Below are 17,912 nucleotides of genomic sequence, written 5' to 3' on the forward strand. Positions count from 1 at the left end.
TACGGGCGGGCGCCCGCGGTACGGGCCCGCGGCCCGGCGCCCTCAGTGGCGGCTGACGTCCCGCCACGCCGCGCCCAGCGCCCCGGCCACGTCCGTCGCCAGGATCGGCGCGCCGTCCGGGGTGGCCGCCAGCCGGGCGGCCAGGCCGTGCAGGTACGCGCCGACGGCGGCCGCGTCGCGCGCGGGCAGGCCGGTGGCCAGCAGCGAGCCGGTCAGGCCGGACAGCACGTCGCCGCTGCCCGCGGTGGCGAGCCAGCCCGTGCCGGTGGGGTTGGCGCGCACCGGGCCGCCCGCCGGGTCGGCGACGAGGGTCGTGGAGCCCTTCAGGAGGGCCGTGGCGCCGTACCGCTCGGCCAGTTCCCGTACGGAGCGCAGGCGGGACGCCTCCACGTCCGCCCGGTCGGTGCCGAGCAGGGCCGCGGCCTCTCCGGCGTGCGGGGTGAGCAGGGTCGGTGCGCCGCGGCCCCGTACCAGCGCGGGGTCCAGGAAGCGCAGCCCGTCGGCGTCCACCAGGACGGGGACGTCCGAGTCGAGGACGTCCGCCATGGCGTCCCCCTCGTCGCCGATGCCGGGGCCGATGACCCAGGACTGCACACGGCCCGCCTTCGAGGGCGGTCCGGCGTGCACCAGGGTCTCCGGGAACTGCGCGAGGACGGCGTCGGCCGCCGGACCCACGTACCGTACGGCCCCGGCGCCGCCCCGCAGCGCCCCGGAGACCGCCAGGACGGCGGCGCCCGGATAGCGCGCCGAGCCCGCCACGACACCCACCACGCCGCGCCGGTACTTGTCGCTCTCCGCCGTGGGGCGCGGCAGCAGCTCCGCCACGTCCGCGTACTGAAGCGCCTCGGCCGTCGCCTCCCCGGGCAGCTCCAGGCCGATGTCCACCAGCCGCAGCGCGCCCGCGTACTCGCGCGCCGGGTCGATGAGCAGCCCCGGCTTGTACGCGCCGAACGTCACCGTCGCGTCGGCCCGTACGGCGTCACCCGCCACCTCCCCGGTGTCCGCGTCCACGCCGCTCGGCAGGTCGACGGAGACGACCAGGGACCGCCGCGCCGCGTCGGCCAGCCGGGCCGCCTCCGGCCGCAGCCCGCCCTTGCCACCGATGCCGACGATGCCGTCCACGACGAGGTCGGCCCGCGCGAGGTCGGCCAGGGCGTCGCCGGACACCCGTCCGCCCGCCGCGCGCAGCGCCGCCAGGCCGCCCGCGTGGGCCCGGTCCGGGGACAGCAGGACGGCGCGTACGCCCGCGCCGCGCCGGGCCAGCCGGGCGCCCGCGTACAGGGCGTCGCCGCCGTTGTCGCCGCTGCCGACGAGCAGCACGACCCGCGATCCGTACACCCGCCCCAGCAGCTCCGCGCACGCCACCGCGAGACCGGCGGCGGCCCGCTGCATCAGGGCCCCTTCGGGCAGCCGCGCCATCAGGTCCCGCTCGGCCGCCCGTACGACATCCACGCTGAACGCAGTCCTCATGCCCCCAGTCTCACCCCGGACGGCGCGGGCATTCCTCCCGGCTCGCCCGCACGACGCCGGTGTCCCGCGCGGACCGGCCGTCCGCCGCTCAGCCCTCCGCGATCACCACCGCCGAGGCCACGCCCGCGTCATGACTGAGCGACACGTGCCAGGACCGCACGCCGAGTTCCGCGGCCCGCTCGGCGACGGTGCCCCGGATCTTGAGTATCGGCTGCCCGGTCTCCAGCACCGCCACCTCCGCGTCCGTCCACCGCAGCCCGGCCGGCGCCCCCAGCGCCTTGGCCACCGCCTCCTTGGCCGCGAACCGCGCGGCGAGCGAGGCGATGCCCCGGCGCTCGCCGCTGGGCAGTGTCAGCTCCCGTTCGACGAACAGCCGCGTCGCCATGTCCGGGGTGCGCTCCAGCGCTGCCGCGAACCGGTCGATCTCGGCGACGTCGATCCCCACCCCGACGATCATTCGACGGTCACCGACTTGGCGAGGTTGCGCGGCTGGTCGACCTCGTTGCCGCGCGCCGTGGCCAGTTCGCAGGCGAAGACCTGGAGCGGCACGGTGGAGACCATCGGCTGGAGCAGGGTGGGCGTGCGCGGGATGCGCACCAGGTGGTCCGCGTACGGGACGACCGCCTCGTCGCCGTCCTCCGCGACGACGATGGTGAGCGCGCCCCGGGCCCGGATCTCCTGGATGTTGGAGACGATCTTGTCGTGCAGGACGGACCGGCCGCGCGGCGGCGGTACGACCACGACGACCGGCACACCCTCCTCGATCAGCGCGATCGGCCCGTGCTTCAGCTCGCCCGCCGCGAAGCCCTCCGCGTGCATGTACGCGAGTTCCTTCAGCTTCAGCGCGCCCTCCAGGGCGACGGGGTAGCCCACGTGCCGCCCCAGGAACAGCACCGTGTCCTTCTCCGCCAGGCTGCGCGCCAGCTCCCGGACCGGCTCCATCGTCCCCAGGACCCGCTCGACCTGGGTGCCGATCGCGGCCAGTTCGCGCACCACCGCGCGGATCTCGTCGCCCCACTGGGTGCCGCGCACCTGGCCCAGGTACAGCGCGAGGAGGTAGCAGGCCACCAACTGCGTCAGGAACGCCTTGGTCGAGGCGACCGCGACCTCGGGCCCGGCGTGCGTGTAGAGCACCGCGTCCGACTCGCGGGGAATGGTCGAGCCGTTGGTGTTGCACACCGCGAGCACCTTCGCGCCCTGCTCCCGTGCGTGCCGTACGGCCATCAGGGTGTCCATCGTCTCGCCGGACTGCGAGATGGCGACGACCAGCGTGCGCGGGTCCAGGATCGGGTCGCGGTAGCGGAACTCGCTGGCCAGCTCCACCTCGCAGGGGATGCGCGTCCAGTGCTCGATCGCGTACTTGGCGATCATCCCGGCGTGGAAGGCGGTGCCGCAGGCCACTATCACCACCTTGGTGGCCTCGCGCAGCACCGTGTCCTCGATGCGGACCTCGTCCAGCGAGAGCACCCCGGCCCCGTCCACCCGGCCCAGCAGCGTGTCGGCGACGGCCTTCGGCTGCTCGGCGATCTCCTTGAGCATGAAGTAGTCGTAGCCGCCCTTCTCGGCGGCCGACGCGTCCCAGTCCACGTGGTAGTTCCGCACCTCGCCCGGCGCGCCGTCGAAGCCGGTGACCGTCACCCCGTCCCGGCGTACCTCCACGACCTGGTCCTGGCCCAGTTCGACGGCCTCACGGGTGTACGAGATGAACGCCGCCACGTCCGACGCCAGGAACGCCTCGTCCTCGCCGATGCCCACCACCAGCGGGGAGTTGCGGCGCGCGCCCACCACCACGTCCGGCGCGTCGGCGTGCACCGCGACCAGCGTGAACGCGCCTTCCAGGCGGCGGCACACCTGGCGCATCGCCTCGGCCAGGTCCCCGCAGGAGGAGAAGTTCTCCGCCAGCAGGTGCCCGACGACCTCGGTGTCCGTCTCGGAGGCCAGCGCGTGGCCGCGTTCGGCCAGTTCGGCGCGGAGGGCCGCGAAGTTCTCGATGATGCCGTTGTGGACGACGGCGACCCGTCCGGCGTTGTCCAGATGCGGGTGGGCGTTGGTGTCGGTCGGCGCGCCGTGCGTGGCCCACCGCGTGTGCCCGATCCCGGTCGTACCGGCCGGCAGCGGACGGTCGGCCAGTTCCTTGTCCAGGTTGGCGAGTTTGCCGGCCTTCTTGGCCGCCGCCAGTCCGCCGTCCGCGAGCACGGCCACCCCGGCCGAGTCGTAGCCGCGGTACTCCAGCCGCTTCAGCCCGGTGAGCACGACGTCCAGGGCGGACCGGCCGCCCGCATACCCCACGATTCCGCACATGAGGGCAGCCTACGGGGCCGTACGATCCCTCCCCGCGCTCCATCCGGCCAACGGCGACGCGCACCGGACCCGCACCCTCCGCCTGGCCCGCGCGCCGTCCGGGGCCGCCGTGACCCGTACGCGCGACACGCGGACCGGGCGGCCACAACCCCACCCCGGGGTGAACCGGCCCCCGCGCCTGCGGACAATGGGCGCGTGCCCCTCACCACAGAGCCGACCGAGTCGCAGCACCGCCGCCGCGCCGAGCGCACGCCGTACGTCGACCTGACGCGCGCCGAGTGGAGCGCCCTGCGGGAGAAGACACCGCTGCCGCTGACCGCCGAGGAGGTCGAGCGGCTGCGCGGCCTGGGCGACGTGATCGACCTGGACGAGGTACGCGATGTCTACCTGCCGCTGTCCCGCCTGCTCAACCTGTACGTGGGTGCGTCCAGCAACCTGCGCGGCGCGCTGAACACCTTCCTGGGCGACGCGGGCGGCGGCCACGGCGCGCAGCCCGGCACCCCGTTCGTCATAGGCGTCGCGGGCAGCGTGGCGGTCGGCAAGTCCACCACCGCCCGGCTCCTCCAGGCGCTGCTGGCCCGCTGGCCGGAGCACCCGCGCGTCGAACTGGTCACCACCGACGGGTTCCTGTTCCCCAACGCCGAGCTGCACCGCCGCGGCCTGATGTCGCGCAAGGGCTTCCCCGAGTCGTACGACCGCCGGGCCCTGACCCGCTTCGTCGCCGATGTGAAGTCCGGGAAGGCCGAGGTCAGCGCCCCGGTCTACTCCCACCTGATCTACGACATCGTGCCCGGCGAGCGGCTGACCGTGCACCGGCCCGACATCCTGATCGTCGAGGGCCTGAACGTCCTGCAACCCGCCCTGCCCGGCAAGGACGGCCGCACCCGCCTGGGCCTCGCGGACTTCTTCGACTTCTCGGTGTACGTGGACGCCCGCACGGAGGACATCGAGCGCTGGTACCTGGGCCGGTTCCGCAAGCTGCGCGAGACCGCCTTCCAGAACCCGTTCTCCTACTTCCGCAAGTACACCCAGGTCTCCGAGGAAGAAGCCCTCGACTACGCGCGGATGATCTGGCGCACCGTCAACAAGCCCAACCTGGAACAGAACGTCGCACCGACCCGCGGCCGCGCCAACCTCGTGCTGCGCAAGGGGCACGATCACAAGGTGCAGCGGCTGTCGCTGCGCAAACTCTGACGCGGCCCACCACCGTCGCGCCGCCCCGAGGAGTACGCACGTGCTGCACCTGCGCCTGATCGTCCCCGCCGACCGTACGGACGCTGTCGTACGGCTCGTGGACAGCACGGTCGGCACCGCCCACCTCGCCGTCCTGACCGGCGCCGCGCGCGACCCGCGGGGCGATGTGGTGCTGTGCGACGTGGCCCGCGAGGCCGGTGACGGGCTGCTGCGCGAGCTGCGGGCACTCGGCATCGACCGGGACGGCGCGATCGCCGTCGAGCACATCGACCTGTCCCTGTCCGCCCGCGCGGACCGGGCGGCGGACGACGCGCCCGGCGAGGGCGCGGACGCCGTGCTGTGGGAATCGCTGACCGACGCCACCCACGAGGAGTCCACGCTCTCCGTCACCTACCTGGCGTTCCTGACGCTCGCCACGATGATCGCGGCCTGCGGTGTGGTGCTGGACAACGCGATCCTGATCGTCGGCGCGATGGCCGTGGGGCCCGAGTTCGGGCCGCTGGCCGGGATCTGCACCGCACTGGTGCGCCGCGCGCCCCGGCTGGCCTGGCGGTCCCTGCTGGCCCTGGTCGTGGGCTTCGCGGCGGCGATGGCGGTGACGGTGGGCTTCAGCCTGTTCATGGACGCGGTGGGGCTCTTCCACGCCGGTGCGCTGACCGCGGAGCGGCCGAACACCCACTTCATCTACCGGCCGGACTGGTTCTCGTTCGTCGTGGCCGTCCTCGCCGGAGTCGCCGGCGTGCTCTCGCTGACCTCGGCGAAGTCCGGTGCCCTGGTCGGCGTGGCGATCTCGGTCACCACCGTCCCGGCCGCCGCCAACGCGGCCGTCGCCTTCGGCTACGGCTCGTACCGGCAGGCGTGGGGTTCCACCGAACAGCTCCTGCTGAACCTGCTGGGCATCGTCCTGGCGGGCACGCTGACGCTGCTGGCCCAGAAATTCTTCTGGGCCGGGCAGCGACAGCGGTAGGGGCGGCTGCTAGCCCAGCGCCGACTTCACGACGTCCGCCAGGCGGCCGGCCACGGCCCCCGCCTGCTCGATGTCGGCGGCCTCGACCATGACCCGCACCAGCGGCTCCGTCCCCGAGGGGCGCAGCAGGACCCGCCCGGTGGCGCCCAGCTCGCGCTCCGCCTCCGCGACGGCCGAGGTGACCTCCGGCGACGTACCGACCCGGGTCTTGTCCACGTCCGGCACGTTGACCAGCACCTGCGGCAGGCGCTTCATGACGCCCGCCAGCTCGCCCAGCGGGCGGCCCGTCGCCGCGACGCGGGCGGCCAGCATCAGGCCGGTGAGCGTGCCGTCGCCGGTCGTCGCGTGGTCCAGCGCGATGACGTGCCCGGACTGCTCACCGCCGAGGGCGAAGCCGCCGGACTTCATCTCCTCCAGGACGTACCGGTCGCCGACCGCCGTCTGGACGAAGGTCAGGCCCTCGCGCTCCATGGCCAGCTTGAAGCCCAGGTTGGACATCACGGTCGCCACGACGGTGTCCTTGCGCAGCGTGCCCGCCTCGCGCATCCCGAGGGCGAGGACGGCCAGGATCTGATCGCCGTCGATCTCGTTGCCGTCGCGGTCCACCGCCAGGCAGCGGTCCGCGTCGCCGTCGTGCGCCACACCGAGGTCGGCGCCGTGCTCGACGACCGCGGCGCACAGGCCGGAGAGGTGCGTGGAGCCGCAGCCGTCGTTGATGTTCAGGCCGTCGGGGTCGGCGCCGATGGTGACGACCTCGGCACCGGCCCGGGCGAACGCCTCCGGGGAGACGCGGGAGGCCGCGCCGTGCGCGCCGTCGATGACGACCTTCAGGCCGTCCAGACGGTTCGGCAGCACACCCACCAGGTGCGCGACGTAGTTGTCAAAGCCCTGGTCGTAGTCCTTGACCCGGCCCACACCGGCGCCGGTCGGCCGGTCCCACGGCTCGCCGGAGCTGTGCGAGCGGTAGGTGCGCTCGATGCGGTCCTCCAGCTCGTCGGCGAGCTTGTGGCCGCCGCGGGCGAAGAACTTGATGCCGTTGTCGGGCATCGGGTTGTGGCTGGCCGAGAGCATCACGCCCAGATCCGCGCCGAGCGACCCGGTCAGGTACGCCACGGCCGGGGTCGGCAGCACGCCCACCCGCAGCACGTCCACGCCCGCGCTGGCCAGACCCGCCACGACGGCGGCCTCCAGGAACTCCCCCGACGCCCGCGGATCGCGCCCGACCACGGCCACCGGCCGGTGGCCCTCAAAAGTGCCCGCCTCCGCGAGCACGTGCGCCGCCGCGACCGACAGACCGAGCGCCAGCTCCGCCGTGAGATCCGCGTTGGCGACACCGCGCACACCGTCCGTGCCGAAGAGTCGTCCCACTGGTGTCCTCCGAGTTGATGTACGTGGACCAGAGCATTGCGTCCAGGTATACGCCGCTGGTCCCGGATAGCCGAACGCCCCGGCAGCACGGATCGTGCCACCGGGGCGTTCGCCAAGAGCCGCGCGAGCAGCCGAGCGGCAATTAGCGCTTGCTGTACTGCGGGGCCTTGCGGGCCTTCTTCAGACCGGCCTTCTTGCGCTCGACCGCACGGTCGTCGCGCTTGAGGAAGCCGGCCTTCTTCAGCGGGCCGCGGTTGTTGTCCTCGTCCGCCTCGTTCAGCGCACGGGCCACACCCAGGCGCAGCGCACCGGCCTGGCCGGAGATGCCGCCACCGGAGATGCGGGCGACCACGTCGTAGCGGTTGTCCAGTTCGAGCACCTTGAAGGGCTCGTTGACTTCCTGCTGGTGCACCTTGTTCGGGAAGTAACCCTCAAGGGTGCGGCCGTTGATCTTCCACTGGCCGGAGCCGGGGATGATCCGCACGCGGGCGATGGCGTTCTTGCGACGGCCCAGGCCGGCGGCCGGCTGCGGGTCGCCGAAGCGCGAGGCGAGGGACTCGGAGGTGTACTCACCCTCCAGCGGAACCTCGGTCTCGGTCGTGTACTCCTCGACCTCTACCTCTTCGAGCGGGGTCTCGGCGGTGGTCTCAGCCACGATTCTCCTCAGATTCTCTTCGTCTTAGGGGGTGGCCGGACTTACTGCGCGACCTGGGTGATCTCGAACGGGACCGGCTGCTGCGCAGCGTGCGGGTGCTCGGCACCCGCGTAGACCTTCAGCTTCGAGAGCATCTGACGGCCCAGGGTGTTCTTGGGGAGCATGCCCTTGACGGCCTTCTCGACGGCCTTCTCGGGGTTCTTGTCGAGGAGCTCGTCGTAGCGCACCGAGCGCAGACCGCCCGGGAAGCCGGAGTGGCGGTAGGCCATCTTCTGGCTGCGCTTGTTGCCGGACAGGTGCACCTTGTCGGCGTTGACGATGATGACGAAGTCACCGGTGTCGACGTGCGGCGCGTACACCGGCTTGTGCTTGCCCCTCAGGAGGGACGCGGCCTGCGAGGCCAGACGGCCCAGGACAACGTCCTGCGCGTCAATGATGTGCCACTGGCGCTGGACATCGCCGGGCTTGGGGCTGAACGTACGCACGGTTAGCCTTCGCTTCTTCAGTGAATAGGGTCCTGTACTGGTCACCTCGGTCGATCTCCAGCACTGGCGGCACCACGGGTGACGCAACCCGGGTTCCTGCCGCTGGTCATCGGCCCGGTGGACCGGCGTAAGGGCCCCTCACGTGAGATAGAGCAAGCCAATACGCATAACGAACTGGCAGAATACCGGGCCGCCCCCAGCCGGGTCAAAACACGTCCCGAACCGGCGTACGATCCGTGCCCTCGGGCCCCATGGGCATGATAGCCACCGCTCGCAGCACCCGCGGCCGTACGCAGGTCCATGCCAGCACGGCGGCCACCGTGCACAGCATCACCGTGTCCTTGAAGGCCCGCCGGTGCAGTCCCTCCAGGTGCGGCCAGGGCAGCCCGCCGATCTGCGGCACCAGCGCCACCCAGAACCACACCGTACGGGGCACGGAGTCCGGCAGGACCACGGAGGCGGCCAGCGGCGGCAGCACCACCAGCAGGTAGTGGTCGAAGGACGGCCGGGACACCAGGAAGGCCGCCAGCATCAGCATCGCGGCCGTCTCCACGAGCCGCTGCGCCCCCGGGTCGCCGCGCCGCCACCGCAGCCACGCACAGCCCGTCCCCGCGACCGCCGCCACCGCCGCCACGCCGTACGCCGCGGTCTCGGGCACACCCAGCCGGGTGAGGATCATGCCGGGCGAGGCGTCGAACGGGCGCGCGAAGCTGTCCTGGCCGTGCAGCAGGAACGGCAGCGTACGGGTGAAGAACATGCCCGGCCGCGGCATCACCAGCGCCACCAGCACGGACGCCGAGACCGGCACCGCCACCGCCACCGCGAGCGCCCGCCACCGCCGCGCGAGGACCAGGAGCAGCAGCAGCGGCGCCAGCATCGGCTTGACCGCCAGCGCGAGCCCCAGGACCGCGCCCGCGGCGATCCACCGGGAGCGCAGCGCGAGCAGCAGCGTCAGGGGCAGCGCCACCACGGAGGCCAGCGTCCAGTTCCCGATGTTCACGACGTTGCGGAACGGCTCGAAGAACGCCAGGGCCACCACGCCGAGCGCCGCCAGCCGGCTCCGTACGGGAACCCGGAAGATTCGCAGCGAGACGAGCCACCCCAGCAGCACCAGCCCCACCCCCACCACCGGCACCAGCAGCCGCAGCTTCCCGGCGGACAGCAGCGCCTCGGGCACCGCGGCCGGCACCGCGCTCGGCAGATACAGGAACCGCTTGTCGGCGTACGGGGCGTCACCGTCCAGCAGCGCCCGCGCCGCCTTCACGACGAAGTCGTTGTCCATGCCGACGGTGGGACTGTGCCGCTGGACATGGAAGATCACCGCTCCCATCAAGGCGGCGGCCACCGCCCACAGCGGCCACGGGGCCCGCCCGCGCAGCCACCCGACGAGCGGCGCGGCCGCGGGCCGCACCGCGTCCCGGCCCTCGCCGGCACCCGCTGTGCCCGTCTTCTCCGCGCTCATGCGTCCATCTAAGGGCCGCCCCCACGGCCCCACCACCGCACGCGTCCAAGCGGTGACCTGGGGCTACCGCTTCCGCTCCACCCTCCGTTCGTCCCACACCGGCTCCGCCGTCTCCCGCACCCGCCCGTCCGCGCCGAAGACCAGGAACCGGTCGAAGGACCGCGCGAACCAGCGGTCGTGCGTCACCGCCAGCACCGTCCCCTCGTACGCCTCCAACCCCTCCTGAAGCGCCTCCGCGCTCTCCAGGTCGAGGTTGTCGGTCGGCTCGTCCAGCAGCAGGGCGGTCGTCCCCGCCAGCTCCAGCAGCAGGATCTGGAAGCGCGCCTGCTGGCCGCCCGACAGCCGGTCGAAGCGCTGCTCGGCCTGGCGCTCCAGCTCGTACCGGCGCAGCGCGCTCATCGCCTTGCCACGGTCCTTGGCGTGTTCCGTCCACAGGATGTCCAGGAGCGTGCGGCCTTCCAGCTCCGGGTGCGCGTGCGTCTGCGCGAAGTGGCCGGGCACGACGCGCGCGCCCAGCCTCCAGGCCCCCGTGTGCGCCACGGAGTCTCCCGCCAGCAGCCGCAGGAAGTGCGACTTCCCGGAGCCGTTCGACCCCAGCACCGCGACCCGCTCCCCGTAGAAGACCTCCAGGTCGAACGGCTTCATCAGCCCGGTCAGCTCAAGGTTCTCGCAGGTCACCGCCCGCACACCGGTACGGCCGCCCTTCAGCCGCATGGTGATCTCCTGCTCGCGCGGCGGCTCCGGCGGCGGCCCGGCCTCCTCGAACTTGCGCAGCCGGGTCTGTGCGGCGTGGTACCGCGTGGCCAGCTCATGGCTGTTCTCCGCGGCCTGCCGCAGGGTGCGCACCAGCTTCTTGAGCTGCGCGTGCTTCTCGTCCCAGCGCCGCCGCAGCTCCTCGAAGCGGGCGAAGCGCTCCTTGCGTGCCGCGTGGTACGTGGCGAAACCACCGCCGTGCACCCACACGTCCGAACCGGCGGGCCCCGGCTCGACGCTGACGATCTTCTCGGCGGAGCGGGCCAGCAGCTCCCGGTCGTGGCTGACGAACAGCACCGTCTTCTTCGTCTCGCGCAGCCGCTCCTCCAGCCAGCGCTTGCCCGGCACGTCCAGATAGTTGTCCGGCTCGTCCAGCAGCAGCACCTCGTCGCTGCCGCGCAGCAGCGACTCCAGCACCAGCCGTTTCTGCTCGCCGCCGCTGAGCGTGCGCACCTGCCGCCACTGCGCCTTCTCGTACGGGACGCCCAGCGCGGCCATGGTGCACATGTCCCACACCGTCTCGGCCTCGTACCCGCGCGCCTCGGCCCAGTCGCTGAGCGCCTGCGCGTACCGCATCTGCGCGGCCTCGTCGTCGACGGTCATCACCGCGTGCTCGGCGGCGTCCACGGCCGCGGCAGCCTCCCTGAGGCGGGGCTGCGCCACCGACACCAGCAGGTCCCGTACGGTCCGCTCGTCCCGCACGGAGCCCACGAACTGCGGCATCACCCCCAGCCCGCCGCTGACCGTCACCGCGCCGCCGTGCGGCTGCAGCTCCCCCGCGATCAGCCGCAGCAGCGTCGTCTTGCCCGCCCCGTTGGCGCCGACCAGGGCCACCGAGGCGCCCTCACCGACCCTGAAGGACACGTCGCCCAACAGCACCCGCCCGTCCGGCAGGTAGTACTCCAGATGCCCGGCCTCCACGTGTCCCATAGCCCCGGATTGTCTCCGCCCGCCGCGCGTTCCACCAACCGGTTTAGGATGCGCGGCATGAGCTTTGGGAATGGCGGGCCGTTCGGCCCTGGGGGACCGGACTCCTCGACTCCTGACTGGGACGCGCTCGCCGACGAGAGCGAGGCGCGCAGTCGCCGCAAACGATGGCTGCTCATCGGCGGCGGAGCACTGGCGACCGCGGCCGTGGCCGGCATCGTCGCCACCGCCGTCATCACCAGCAACAAGGGCGGCGACCTGCCGCACCCCGTGACCCTGCCGACCGAGTCCGCCGCCCCCGAGCCGTCCTTCTCCGAGGTCTCGGTCCCCCCGCCGCCGAACCCGCGGGACTACATCACCGACCCCAAGAAGGACACCGCCGCCCTCACCCCCGCCGGCCTCTTCCCCGACAAGACCATGGTGCTCGGCAAGAACAGCTACCCCCGCCACAGCACCGCCGCCACCGACGACTGCACGGCCGGCACCTACGGCGCCCTGGGCTCGGTGCTCAAGCACAACGGCTGCAAGAAGCTGCTGCGCGCCACCTACGCCAAGGACGGCGTGGCGGTCACCGTCGGCGTCGCGGTCTTCGACTCCAAGGCCGCCGCGTTCAAGGTCAAGGCCGCCGGCAAGCCCGGCCTCGCCCCGCTGGCGGGCGACGGCGTCGGCTCCTTCTGCCAGGGCTCGCCCTGCACCACGTACGCCAACGCCACCGGCCGCTACGCCTACTTCACCATCGCCGGCAACCTGGACGGCTCGGCCGTCACCAACGCCTCCACCAAGGCCCTCCAGATAGGGCGGGACGGCGGCCAGTACGCCTTCCACCGCATCTGGCAGCGCGGCACGGACCAGGCGGCCAAGGCCGCCCGCGCCCAGTCCTGACCCCGCGGGCCCGCCCGGGGCGGCTCAGCAGCAGCCGCCCCCCGGCAGGGTCCGCTTGTTGCGTGCCTCCTTGTTGCGGGCCATGAGCTGGTCGTCCGCCGGATAGCCGACCTCCTCCAGGGTCAGCCCGTGCGGCCGTACGACGTGCACCGCCGAATCGCGCACCCCGGCCGCCAGCACCTTGCCCGGCCACTCCACCGGCCGGTGCCCGTCCCCCACGAACAGCAGCGCGCCCACCAGCGAGCGCACCATGTTGTGGCAGAAGGCGTCCGCCTTCACCGTCGCCGTGACGATCCCGTCCGCGTCCCGCACCCAGCTCAGCTCCTGGAGCGTACGGATCGTGGTCGCCCCCTCACGCCGCTTGCAGTACGCGGCGAAGTCGTGCTCCCCCAGCAGCGCCTGCGACGCCGCGTTCATCGCCTCGACGTCCAGGTCCCAGTCGTGCCACAGCACGTGGCCGCGCAGCAGCGGGTCCACGCCGCCCGGGTGATCCGTCACCCGGTAGGCGTACCGCCGCCAGATCGCCGAGAACCGCGCGTTGAACCCGTACGGCGCCTCGGCCGCCCGCCACACCCGTACGTCCTTCGGCAGCCGCCCGGCCAGCCGCCGCAGCAGCTTGTCCGCGTGCTCGGCCCACAGCCCGGCCGGCAGATCCACGTGCGCCACCTGCCCGCGCGCGTGCACCCCGGCGTCCGTCCGCCCCGCCACGGTCAGCTCGTACGTCTCCGTCGACCGTGTCACCGTCCGCAGCGCGGTCTCCAGCTCCTCCTGGACCGTGCGCCGCGCCCGCTGCTTGGCCCAGCCCGAGAAGTCCTTCCCGTCGTAGGAAAGGTCCAGCCGCACCCGTACGAACCCGGGCTCCACTTCATCGCTCACGCGTGCATCCTCTCAAGCGGAACGGGCCCGCCCCCCTGAGGGGAGCGGGCCCGTCCTACGGCCTGTGGCAGGCTCAGGCGTCCTTCGACTCCTCGGCCGGGGCCTCGGCGGCCTCGCCCTTGGTGTCCTCGGCCTTGGCGGCCTCGTCGGACTCCTTCACCGCGCGCTTGGTCGCGGCCTCGGCCTCGGCAACGGTGGCCTTCTTGGCGATCTCGCCCTCGACCAGCTCGATGACGGCCATCGGGGCGTTGTCGCCACGACGGTTGCCGATCTTGGTGATACGGGTGTAACCACCCGGACGCTCCGAGAAGCGCGGCGCGATCTCCGTGAAGAGCGTGTGCACGACGCTCTTGTCCGAGATCAGCGTCATGACCTGGCGGCGGTTGTGAAGGTCACCCTTCTTCGCCTTGGTCACCAGACGCTCGGCGTACGGACGCAGACGACGGGCCTTGGCCTCGGTCGTCGTGATCCGGCCGTGCTCGAAGAGGCTGGTGGCCAGGTTGCGCAGCATCGCACGCTCGTGCGACGCGCTGCCGCCCAGACGGGCACCCTTGGCGGGCTTCGGCATGGTATTTCTCCTTCATTGCTGCACCGGCCGTATCAGGTACCGGTGTCAGTTCCCACGGGGCGGGTGCCACGTGGAAGATTTTTCGCGCCGCCTGCGGCCTGTTCCATCGTGCCGGACCAGGCCAAAACAAGCCCGTCCGGCGCTTGAGGACGAGGCCGCAGGCCGATAACGCCTGCGCCCCGGCGGCGGGCCGGCCGACATGTCAGCCACCCCGCCGCAGACGGGCTCAGTACTGCTCGGTCTCCACGAACCCGGCGTCCGCGTCGTCGTCGGCGCCGAAGGCGTCAGCGGCAGCCGTCGGGTCGAACCCGGGGGGCGAGTCCTTCAGGGCCAGGCCCATGCCGGCCAGCTTCGCCTTGACCTCGTCGATCGACTTCGCACCGAAGTTGCGGATGTCGAGCAGGTCGGCCTCGGAGCGGGCCACGAGCTCACCCACGGAGTGGATGCCCTCGCGCTTGAGGCAGTTGTACGACCGAACGGTGAGCTCCAGCTCCTCGATCGGCAGCGCCAGGTCGGCGGCCAGGGCGGCGTCCGTGGGGGACGGGCCCATGTCGATGCCCTCGGCGTCGATGTTCAGCTCGCGCGCCAGACCGAACAGCTCCACCAGGGTCTTGCCGGCGGACGCCATCGCGTCACGGGGACGCATGGCCTGCTTGGTCTCGACGTCGACGATCAGCTTGTCGAAGTCGGTGCGCTGCTCGACACGGGTCGCCTCGACCTTGTAGGTGACCTTCAGCACGGGGCTGTAGATGGAGTCGACCGGGATACGGCCGATCTCCTGGCCCACCTGCTTGTTCTGCACGGCGGAGACGTAGCCGCGACCGCGCTCGACGGTCAGCTCCATCTCCAGCTTGCCCTTGCCGTTGAGGGTGGCGAGGACCAGGTCGGGGTTGTGCACCTCGACACCGGCCGGCGGGGCGATGTCCGCGGCGGTGACCAGGCCGGGGCCCTGCTTGCGCAGGTACATCACGACCGGCTCGTCGTGCTCCGAGGAGACGACAAGCTGCTTGATGTTCAGGATGAGGTCGGTGACGTCCTCCTTGACGCCCGGCACGGTGGTGAACTCGTGCAGGACACCGTCGATGCGGATGGACGTGACCGCCGCACCCGGGATCGAGGAGAGGAGCGTACGACGCAGGGAGTTGCCGAGGGTGTAGCCGAAGCCCGGCTCCAGCGGCTCGATCACGAACCGGGAGCGGTATTCGTCGACGACCTCTTCGGTCAGCGAGGGACGCTGAGCGATCAGCATGAGGTGTTTCGCCTTCCAGTCGTGGCACCCGCTATTTGATGCCAGCTGCGCCGGACGGTGGCCCGGCGGTCTCTACAAGGGTACGGGCGGCACGGCGCGGCTCCCAGGAGTCGCGGCGTACCGCCCGAAAAGTGCCCGGTGCCGGGCCGCGCCGGAGCGCGGACCGACAGGCTGCGGCCTGTTACGGCCGCGCGGCGTCAGACGCGACGACGCTTGGGGGGACGGCAGCCGTTGTGCGGCGTGGGGGTGACGTCCTGGATCGAGCCGACCTCCAGGCCGGTGGCCTGGAGCGAGCGGATCGCGGTCTCACGGCCGGAGCCGGGACCCTTGACGAAGACGTCGACCTTGCGCATGCCGTGCTCCTGCGCGCGGCGGGCGGCCGACTCGGCAGCCATCTGCGCGGCGAACGGCGTGGACTTGCGCGAGCCCTTGAAGCCCACGTGGCCCGCCGAGGCCCAGGAAATCACGTTGCCCGTGGGGTCGGTGATCGAGACGATGGTGTTGTTGAACGTGCTCTTGATGTGAGCGTGCCCGTGGGCGACGTTCTTCTTCTCCTTGCGGCGCACCTTCTTGGCGCCGGCCGTACGGCCCTTCGGAGGCATGTATTACTCCCGGTGGAGGTGGTCGGTCCTACAGCGAAGACCGCTGATGAGCGTCCGCTGAGGACTACTTCTTGCCCGGCTTCTTCTTGCCGGCGATCGCGCGACGCGGGCCCTTGCGGGTACGGGCGTTCGTGCTGGTGCGCTGACCGTGCACCGGCAGGCCGCGGCGGTGACGCAGACCCTGGTAGCAGCCGATCTCGACCTTGCGGCGGATGTCGGCCTGGATCTCGCGACGGAGGTCACCCTCGGTCTTGAGGTTGTTGTCCACGTACTCGCGGATCTTGACCAGGTCTTCCTCGGCCAGGTCGCGAACGCGGGTGTCCGGGTTCACGCCGGTGGCGGCGAGGGTCTGCTGCGACAGGGTGCGCCCGATGCCGAAGACGTAGGTGAGGGCGACCTCGACGCGCTTGTCGCGCGGGAGATCAACGCCTGCGAGGCGTGCCATCGATTGGCTCCTGAGGTATTCGGAGGTCTTCCGCAGCACCGTTCCCGTAAGACTCTTGAGCATTACGAGCCGGGTCCCCGGCCTCCGAGCCGGGGGTGTCGTCCCCTGCGTCCGCTACCTGAGCGAGCACGGGGGTCGGGTGTCTGCGTATGTACGTATTACTGTGCGTTTGCGTCGCGCGAAGATACTGCGAAATGCAGAGAGGTCGGCGTGCGTCAGCCCTGGCGCTGCTTGTGGCGCAGGTTGTCGCAGATCACCATGACCCGGCCGTGGCGGCGGATCACCTTGCACTTGTCGCAGATCTTCTTGACGCTCGGCTTGACCTTCATGGGTGTGAGGTTCTCCGGGTCAGTGCCGCCACCCCACGGGAGGGGGCGTCGACAAGATCTACTTGTAGCGGTAGACGATCCGGCCACGCGTCAGGTCGTACGGAGACAGCTCCACGACGACCCGGTCATCCGGAAGGATGCGGATGTAGTGCATCCGCATCTTGCCGCTGATGTGCGCGAGGACCTTGTGACCGTTCTGAAGCTCCACCTTGAACATCGCGTTCGGGAGGGACTCGATCACGGTGCCCTCGATTTCGATGGCACCTTGCTTCTTGGCCACGCTTCGCCCTTCGAATCGGCTACCTTGATCGACTACGTACGGACGCATACCCGGAAAACAGGCACACGGATGCACGACAGCCGACGCGTCAGTCTACGTCAGCGATCCCGAAAAGACGAATCCACGATTATTGCCCACGGACAGTGATCGTTACGCCTCGGGCCCGGACCGTACCGCCGGCCGGGTGCGGGTCTCAGGCCAGCGGGTCGGGCGCGGCCTCGATGCCCAGCTCGGCCAGCTTCGCCTTGCCGCCGTCGGGGGCGGTCAGCACCAGCGGGCCCTGTTCGGTCAGCGCGACCGAGTGCTCCCAGTGCGAGGACCAGCCGCCGTCGTTCGACTTGACCGTCCAGTCGTCTTCCAGCACATGGGTCTTGGCCGTACCCAGGTTGACCATGGGCTCGATGGCGATGCAGAAGCCCGGGACCAGCTTCGGACCGCGGCCGCGCTTGCGGTCGACGTAGTTCAGCAGGTGCGGGTCCATGTGCATCTGCGAGCCGATGCCGTGGCCGCCGTAGTCCTCGACGATGCCGTACTTGCCGTTGGCCGGGCGCGGCTGGCGGCGGATGTAGCCCTCGATCGCCTTGGAGATGTCGACCAGGCGGTTGCCCTTGCGGACGGCGGCGATGCCGGCCCACATGGACTCCTCGGTCACCCGGCTCAGCTCGACCAGCTCCGGAGCGTGACCGGAGCCCACGAAGGCGGTGTAGGCCGCGTCGCCGTGCCAGCCGTCGATGATCGCGCCGCAGTCGATGGAGATGATGTCGCCGTCGGCGAGCACGGTCTCGGTGTCGGGGATGCCGTGGACGACGACGTCGTTGACCGACGTGCAGATCGTCGCGGGGAAGCCGCCGTACCCGAGGAAGTTCGACTTGGCGCCGTGCTCGGCCAGCACCTTGCGCGCGGCGTCGTCCAGGTCCTTGGTGGTGGCGCCGGGCACCGCCACCTCACGGGTCGCCGCGTGGATGGCGGCGACCACCAGCCCCGCCTCGCGCATCTTCGCGATCTGCTCGGGGTTCTTGATCTCCACCATGGGGGCTGACGCCTTCCTCAAACCGACTACTACGACGCTGCTGCGGCCGCACGGGCCGCCACATACACG

Annotated in this window: 19 protein-coding genes; 3 read left to right on the forward strand and 16 right to left on the reverse strand. The window is 71.5% G+C overall.

Annotated elements, in window-relative coordinates; genetic code table 11:
• Nucleotides 1-42 precede the first annotated feature (42 nt).
• The 3 genes from ACZ4QV_RS10445 to glmS form a co-directional block, all read right to left on the reverse strand.
• Nucleotides 43-1,470 carry an NAD(P)H-hydrate dehydratase gene (locus ACZ4QV_RS10445; protein WP_467762773.1) on the reverse strand — a complete coding sequence of 476 codons (1,428 nt, stop codon included), beginning with the start codon at nt 1,468-1,470 and terminating at the stop codon, nt 43-45.
• A gap of 88 nt (nt 1,471-1,558) precedes the next feature.
• Nucleotides 1,559-1,927 (reverse strand): holo-ACP synthase, encoded by a 369-nt coding sequence (locus ACZ4QV_RS10450; protein WP_031003078.1) that lies wholly within the window; start codon nt 1,925-1,927, stop codon nt 1,559-1,561.
• Complete coding sequence (glmS, locus tag ACZ4QV_RS10455; RefSeq protein WP_361879073.1) at nt 1,924-3,771, reverse strand: glutamine--fructose-6-phosphate transaminase (isomerizing); 1,848 nt, start codon at nt 3,769-3,771, stop codon at nt 1,924-1,926. The genes ACZ4QV_RS10450 and glmS overlap by 4 nt, the downstream gene beginning before the upstream one ends.
• A gap of 195 nt (nt 3,772-3,966) precedes the next feature.
• Between glmS and coaA the strand changes: the two genes are divergently transcribed.
• Both coaA and ACZ4QV_RS10465 read left to right on the forward strand, forming a co-directional pair.
• A complete protein-coding gene (gene coaA / locus ACZ4QV_RS10460) occupies nt 3,967-4,965 on the forward strand; it encodes a type I pantothenate kinase (protein ID WP_361149225.1) in 999 nt (332 codons plus the stop codon).
• 40 nt (nt 4,966-5,005) lie between these two features.
• Entirely contained in the window at nt 5,006-5,932 is a 927-nt protein-coding gene (locus ACZ4QV_RS10465; protein WP_361149223.1) for a DUF389 domain-containing protein, read from the forward strand.
• 9 nt (nt 5,933-5,941) lie between these two features.
• On the opposite strand, the gene glmM is transcribed toward ACZ4QV_RS10465, so the two are convergent.
• From glmM to ACZ4QV_RS10490, 5 genes are all read right to left on the reverse strand, one after another.
• Nucleotides 5,942-7,300 (reverse strand): phosphoglucosamine mutase, encoded by a 1,359-nt coding sequence (glmM, locus tag ACZ4QV_RS10470; protein WP_361634667.1) that lies wholly within the window; start codon nt 7,298-7,300, stop codon nt 5,942-5,944.
• Between the two features lie 142 nt (nt 7,301-7,442).
• Nucleotides 7,443-7,955: a 30S ribosomal protein S9 gene (rpsI, locus tag ACZ4QV_RS10475; RefSeq protein ID WP_361149219.1), complete on the reverse strand. Its 513-nt coding sequence runs from the start codon at nt 7,953-7,955 to the stop codon at nt 7,443-7,445.
• 41 nt (nt 7,956-7,996) lie between these two features.
• Nucleotides 7,997-8,440, reverse strand: coding sequence for a 50S ribosomal protein L13 (rplM, locus tag ACZ4QV_RS10480; protein WP_031003068.1), 444 nt, complete (start codon nt 8,438-8,440; stop codon nt 7,997-7,999).
• 205 nt (nt 8,441-8,645) lie between these two features.
• Nucleotides 8,646-9,902 carry a glycosyltransferase family 87 protein gene (locus tag ACZ4QV_RS10485; protein WP_361879070.1) on the reverse strand — a complete coding sequence of 419 codons (1,257 nt, stop codon included), beginning with the start codon at nt 9,900-9,902 and terminating at the stop codon, nt 8,646-8,648.
• 63 nt (nt 9,903-9,965) lie between these two features.
• Nucleotides 9,966-11,585 (reverse strand): ABC-F family ATP-binding cassette domain-containing protein, encoded by a 1,620-nt coding sequence (locus ACZ4QV_RS10490; RefSeq protein WP_361584352.1) that lies wholly within the window; start codon nt 11,583-11,585, stop codon nt 9,966-9,968.
• A 57-nt stretch (nt 11,586-11,642) separates the two neighbouring features.
• Between ACZ4QV_RS10490 and ACZ4QV_RS10495 the strand changes: the two genes are divergently transcribed.
• Entirely contained in the window at nt 11,643-12,464 is an 822-nt protein-coding gene (locus ACZ4QV_RS10495) for a hypothetical protein (RefSeq protein ID WP_361149211.1), read from the forward strand.
• A 24-nt stretch (nt 12,465-12,488) separates the two neighbouring features.
• Here ACZ4QV_RS10495 and truA read toward each other — a convergent pair whose 3' ends face one another.
• From truA to map, 8 genes are all read right to left on the reverse strand, one after another.
• On the reverse strand, nt 12,489-13,340 hold the full coding sequence (gene truA / locus ACZ4QV_RS10500) for a tRNA pseudouridine(38-40) synthase TruA (RefSeq protein ID WP_467762774.1): 852 nt from the start codon (nt 13,338-13,340) through the stop codon (nt 12,489-12,491).
• A 73-nt stretch (nt 13,341-13,413) separates the two neighbouring features.
• Nucleotides 13,414-13,908, reverse strand: a complete 495-nt coding sequence (gene rplQ, locus ACZ4QV_RS10505; protein WP_125055658.1) for a 50S ribosomal protein L17 — start codon at nt 13,906-13,908, stop codon at nt 13,414-13,416.
• 226 nt (nt 13,909-14,134) lie between these two features.
• Nucleotides 14,135-15,157, reverse strand: coding sequence for a DNA-directed RNA polymerase subunit alpha (locus tag ACZ4QV_RS10510; protein WP_003956430.1), 1,023 nt, complete (start codon nt 15,155-15,157; stop codon nt 14,135-14,137).
• Between the two features lie 197 nt (nt 15,158-15,354).
• Entirely contained in the window at nt 15,355-15,759 is a 405-nt protein-coding gene (rpsK, locus tag ACZ4QV_RS10515) for a 30S ribosomal protein S11 (protein WP_004571845.1), read from the reverse strand.
• Nucleotides 15,760-15,823: 64 nt separating this feature from the next.
• Nucleotides 15,824-16,204 (reverse strand): 30S ribosomal protein S13, encoded by a 381-nt coding sequence (gene rpsM / locus ACZ4QV_RS10520; RefSeq protein ID WP_004571844.1) that lies wholly within the window; start codon nt 16,202-16,204, stop codon nt 15,824-15,826.
• Between the two features lie 215 nt (nt 16,205-16,419).
• Nucleotides 16,420-16,533 (reverse strand): 50S ribosomal protein L36, encoded by a 114-nt coding sequence (rpmJ, locus tag ACZ4QV_RS10525; RefSeq protein WP_003956441.1) that lies wholly within the window; start codon nt 16,531-16,533, stop codon nt 16,420-16,422.
• A 58-nt stretch (nt 16,534-16,591) separates the two neighbouring features.
• A complete protein-coding gene (gene infA, locus ACZ4QV_RS10530) occupies nt 16,592-16,813 on the reverse strand; it encodes a translation initiation factor IF-1 (RefSeq protein ID WP_003956442.1) in 222 nt (73 codons plus the stop codon).
• Between the two features lie 193 nt (nt 16,814-17,006).
• On the reverse strand, nt 17,007-17,843 hold the full coding sequence (gene map, locus ACZ4QV_RS10535) for a type I methionyl aminopeptidase (RefSeq protein ID WP_361149203.1): 837 nt from the start codon (nt 17,841-17,843) through the stop codon (nt 17,007-17,009).
• Nucleotides 17,844-17,912: the final 69 nt, after the last annotated feature.

It is taken from the genome of Streptomyces sp. NPDC026394 (assembly GCF_055567735.1).

Excerpts from the sequence above, each read along its gene's own strand:
- rpsK (WP_004571845.1), bottom strand. The coding sequence starts at position 15,759 with ATGCCTCCGAAGGGCCGTACGGCCGGCGCCAAGAAGGTGCGCCGCAAG.
- ACZ4QV_RS10450 (WP_031003078.1), bottom strand. The coding sequence starts at position 1,927 with ATGATCGTCGGGGTGGGGATCGACGTCGCCGAGATCGACCGGTTCGCG.
- ACZ4QV_RS10510 (WP_003956430.1), bottom strand. The coding sequence starts at position 15,157 with ATGCTGATCGCTCAGCGTCCCTCGCTGACCGAAGAGGTCGTCGACGAA.
- glmS (WP_361879073.1), bottom strand. The coding sequence starts at position 3,771 with ATGTGCGGAATCGTGGGGTATGCGGGCGGCCGGTCCGCCCTGGACGTC.
- ACZ4QV_RS10445 (WP_467762773.1), bottom strand. The coding sequence starts at position 1,470 with ATGAGGACTGCGTTCAGCGTGGATGTCGTACGGGCGGCCGAGCGGGAC.
- ACZ4QV_RS10490 (WP_361584352.1), bottom strand. The coding sequence starts at position 11,585 with ATGGGACACGTGGAGGCCGGGCATCTGGAGTACTACCTGCCGGACGGG.
- ACZ4QV_RS10485 (WP_361879070.1), bottom strand. The coding sequence starts at position 9,902 with ATGAGCGCGGAGAAGACGGGCACAGCGGGTGCCGGCGAGGGCCGGGAC.
- map (WP_361149203.1), bottom strand. The coding sequence starts at position 17,843 with ATGGTGGAGATCAAGAACCCCGAGCAGATCGCGAAGATGCGCGAGGCG.
- rplQ (WP_125055658.1), bottom strand. The coding sequence starts at position 13,908 with ATGCCGAAGCCCGCCAAGGGTGCCCGTCTGGGCGGCAGCGCGTCGCAC.
- rpmJ (WP_003956441.1), bottom strand. The coding sequence starts at position 16,533 with ATGAAGGTCAAGCCGAGCGTCAAGAAGATCTGCGACAAGTGCAAGGTG.
- rpsM (WP_004571844.1), bottom strand. The coding sequence starts at position 16,204 with ATGGCACGCCTCGCAGGCGTTGATCTCCCGCGCGACAAGCGCGTCGAG.
- ACZ4QV_RS10495 (WP_361149211.1), top strand. The coding sequence starts at position 11,643 with ATGAGCTTTGGGAATGGCGGGCCGTTCGGCCCTGGGGGACCGGACTCC.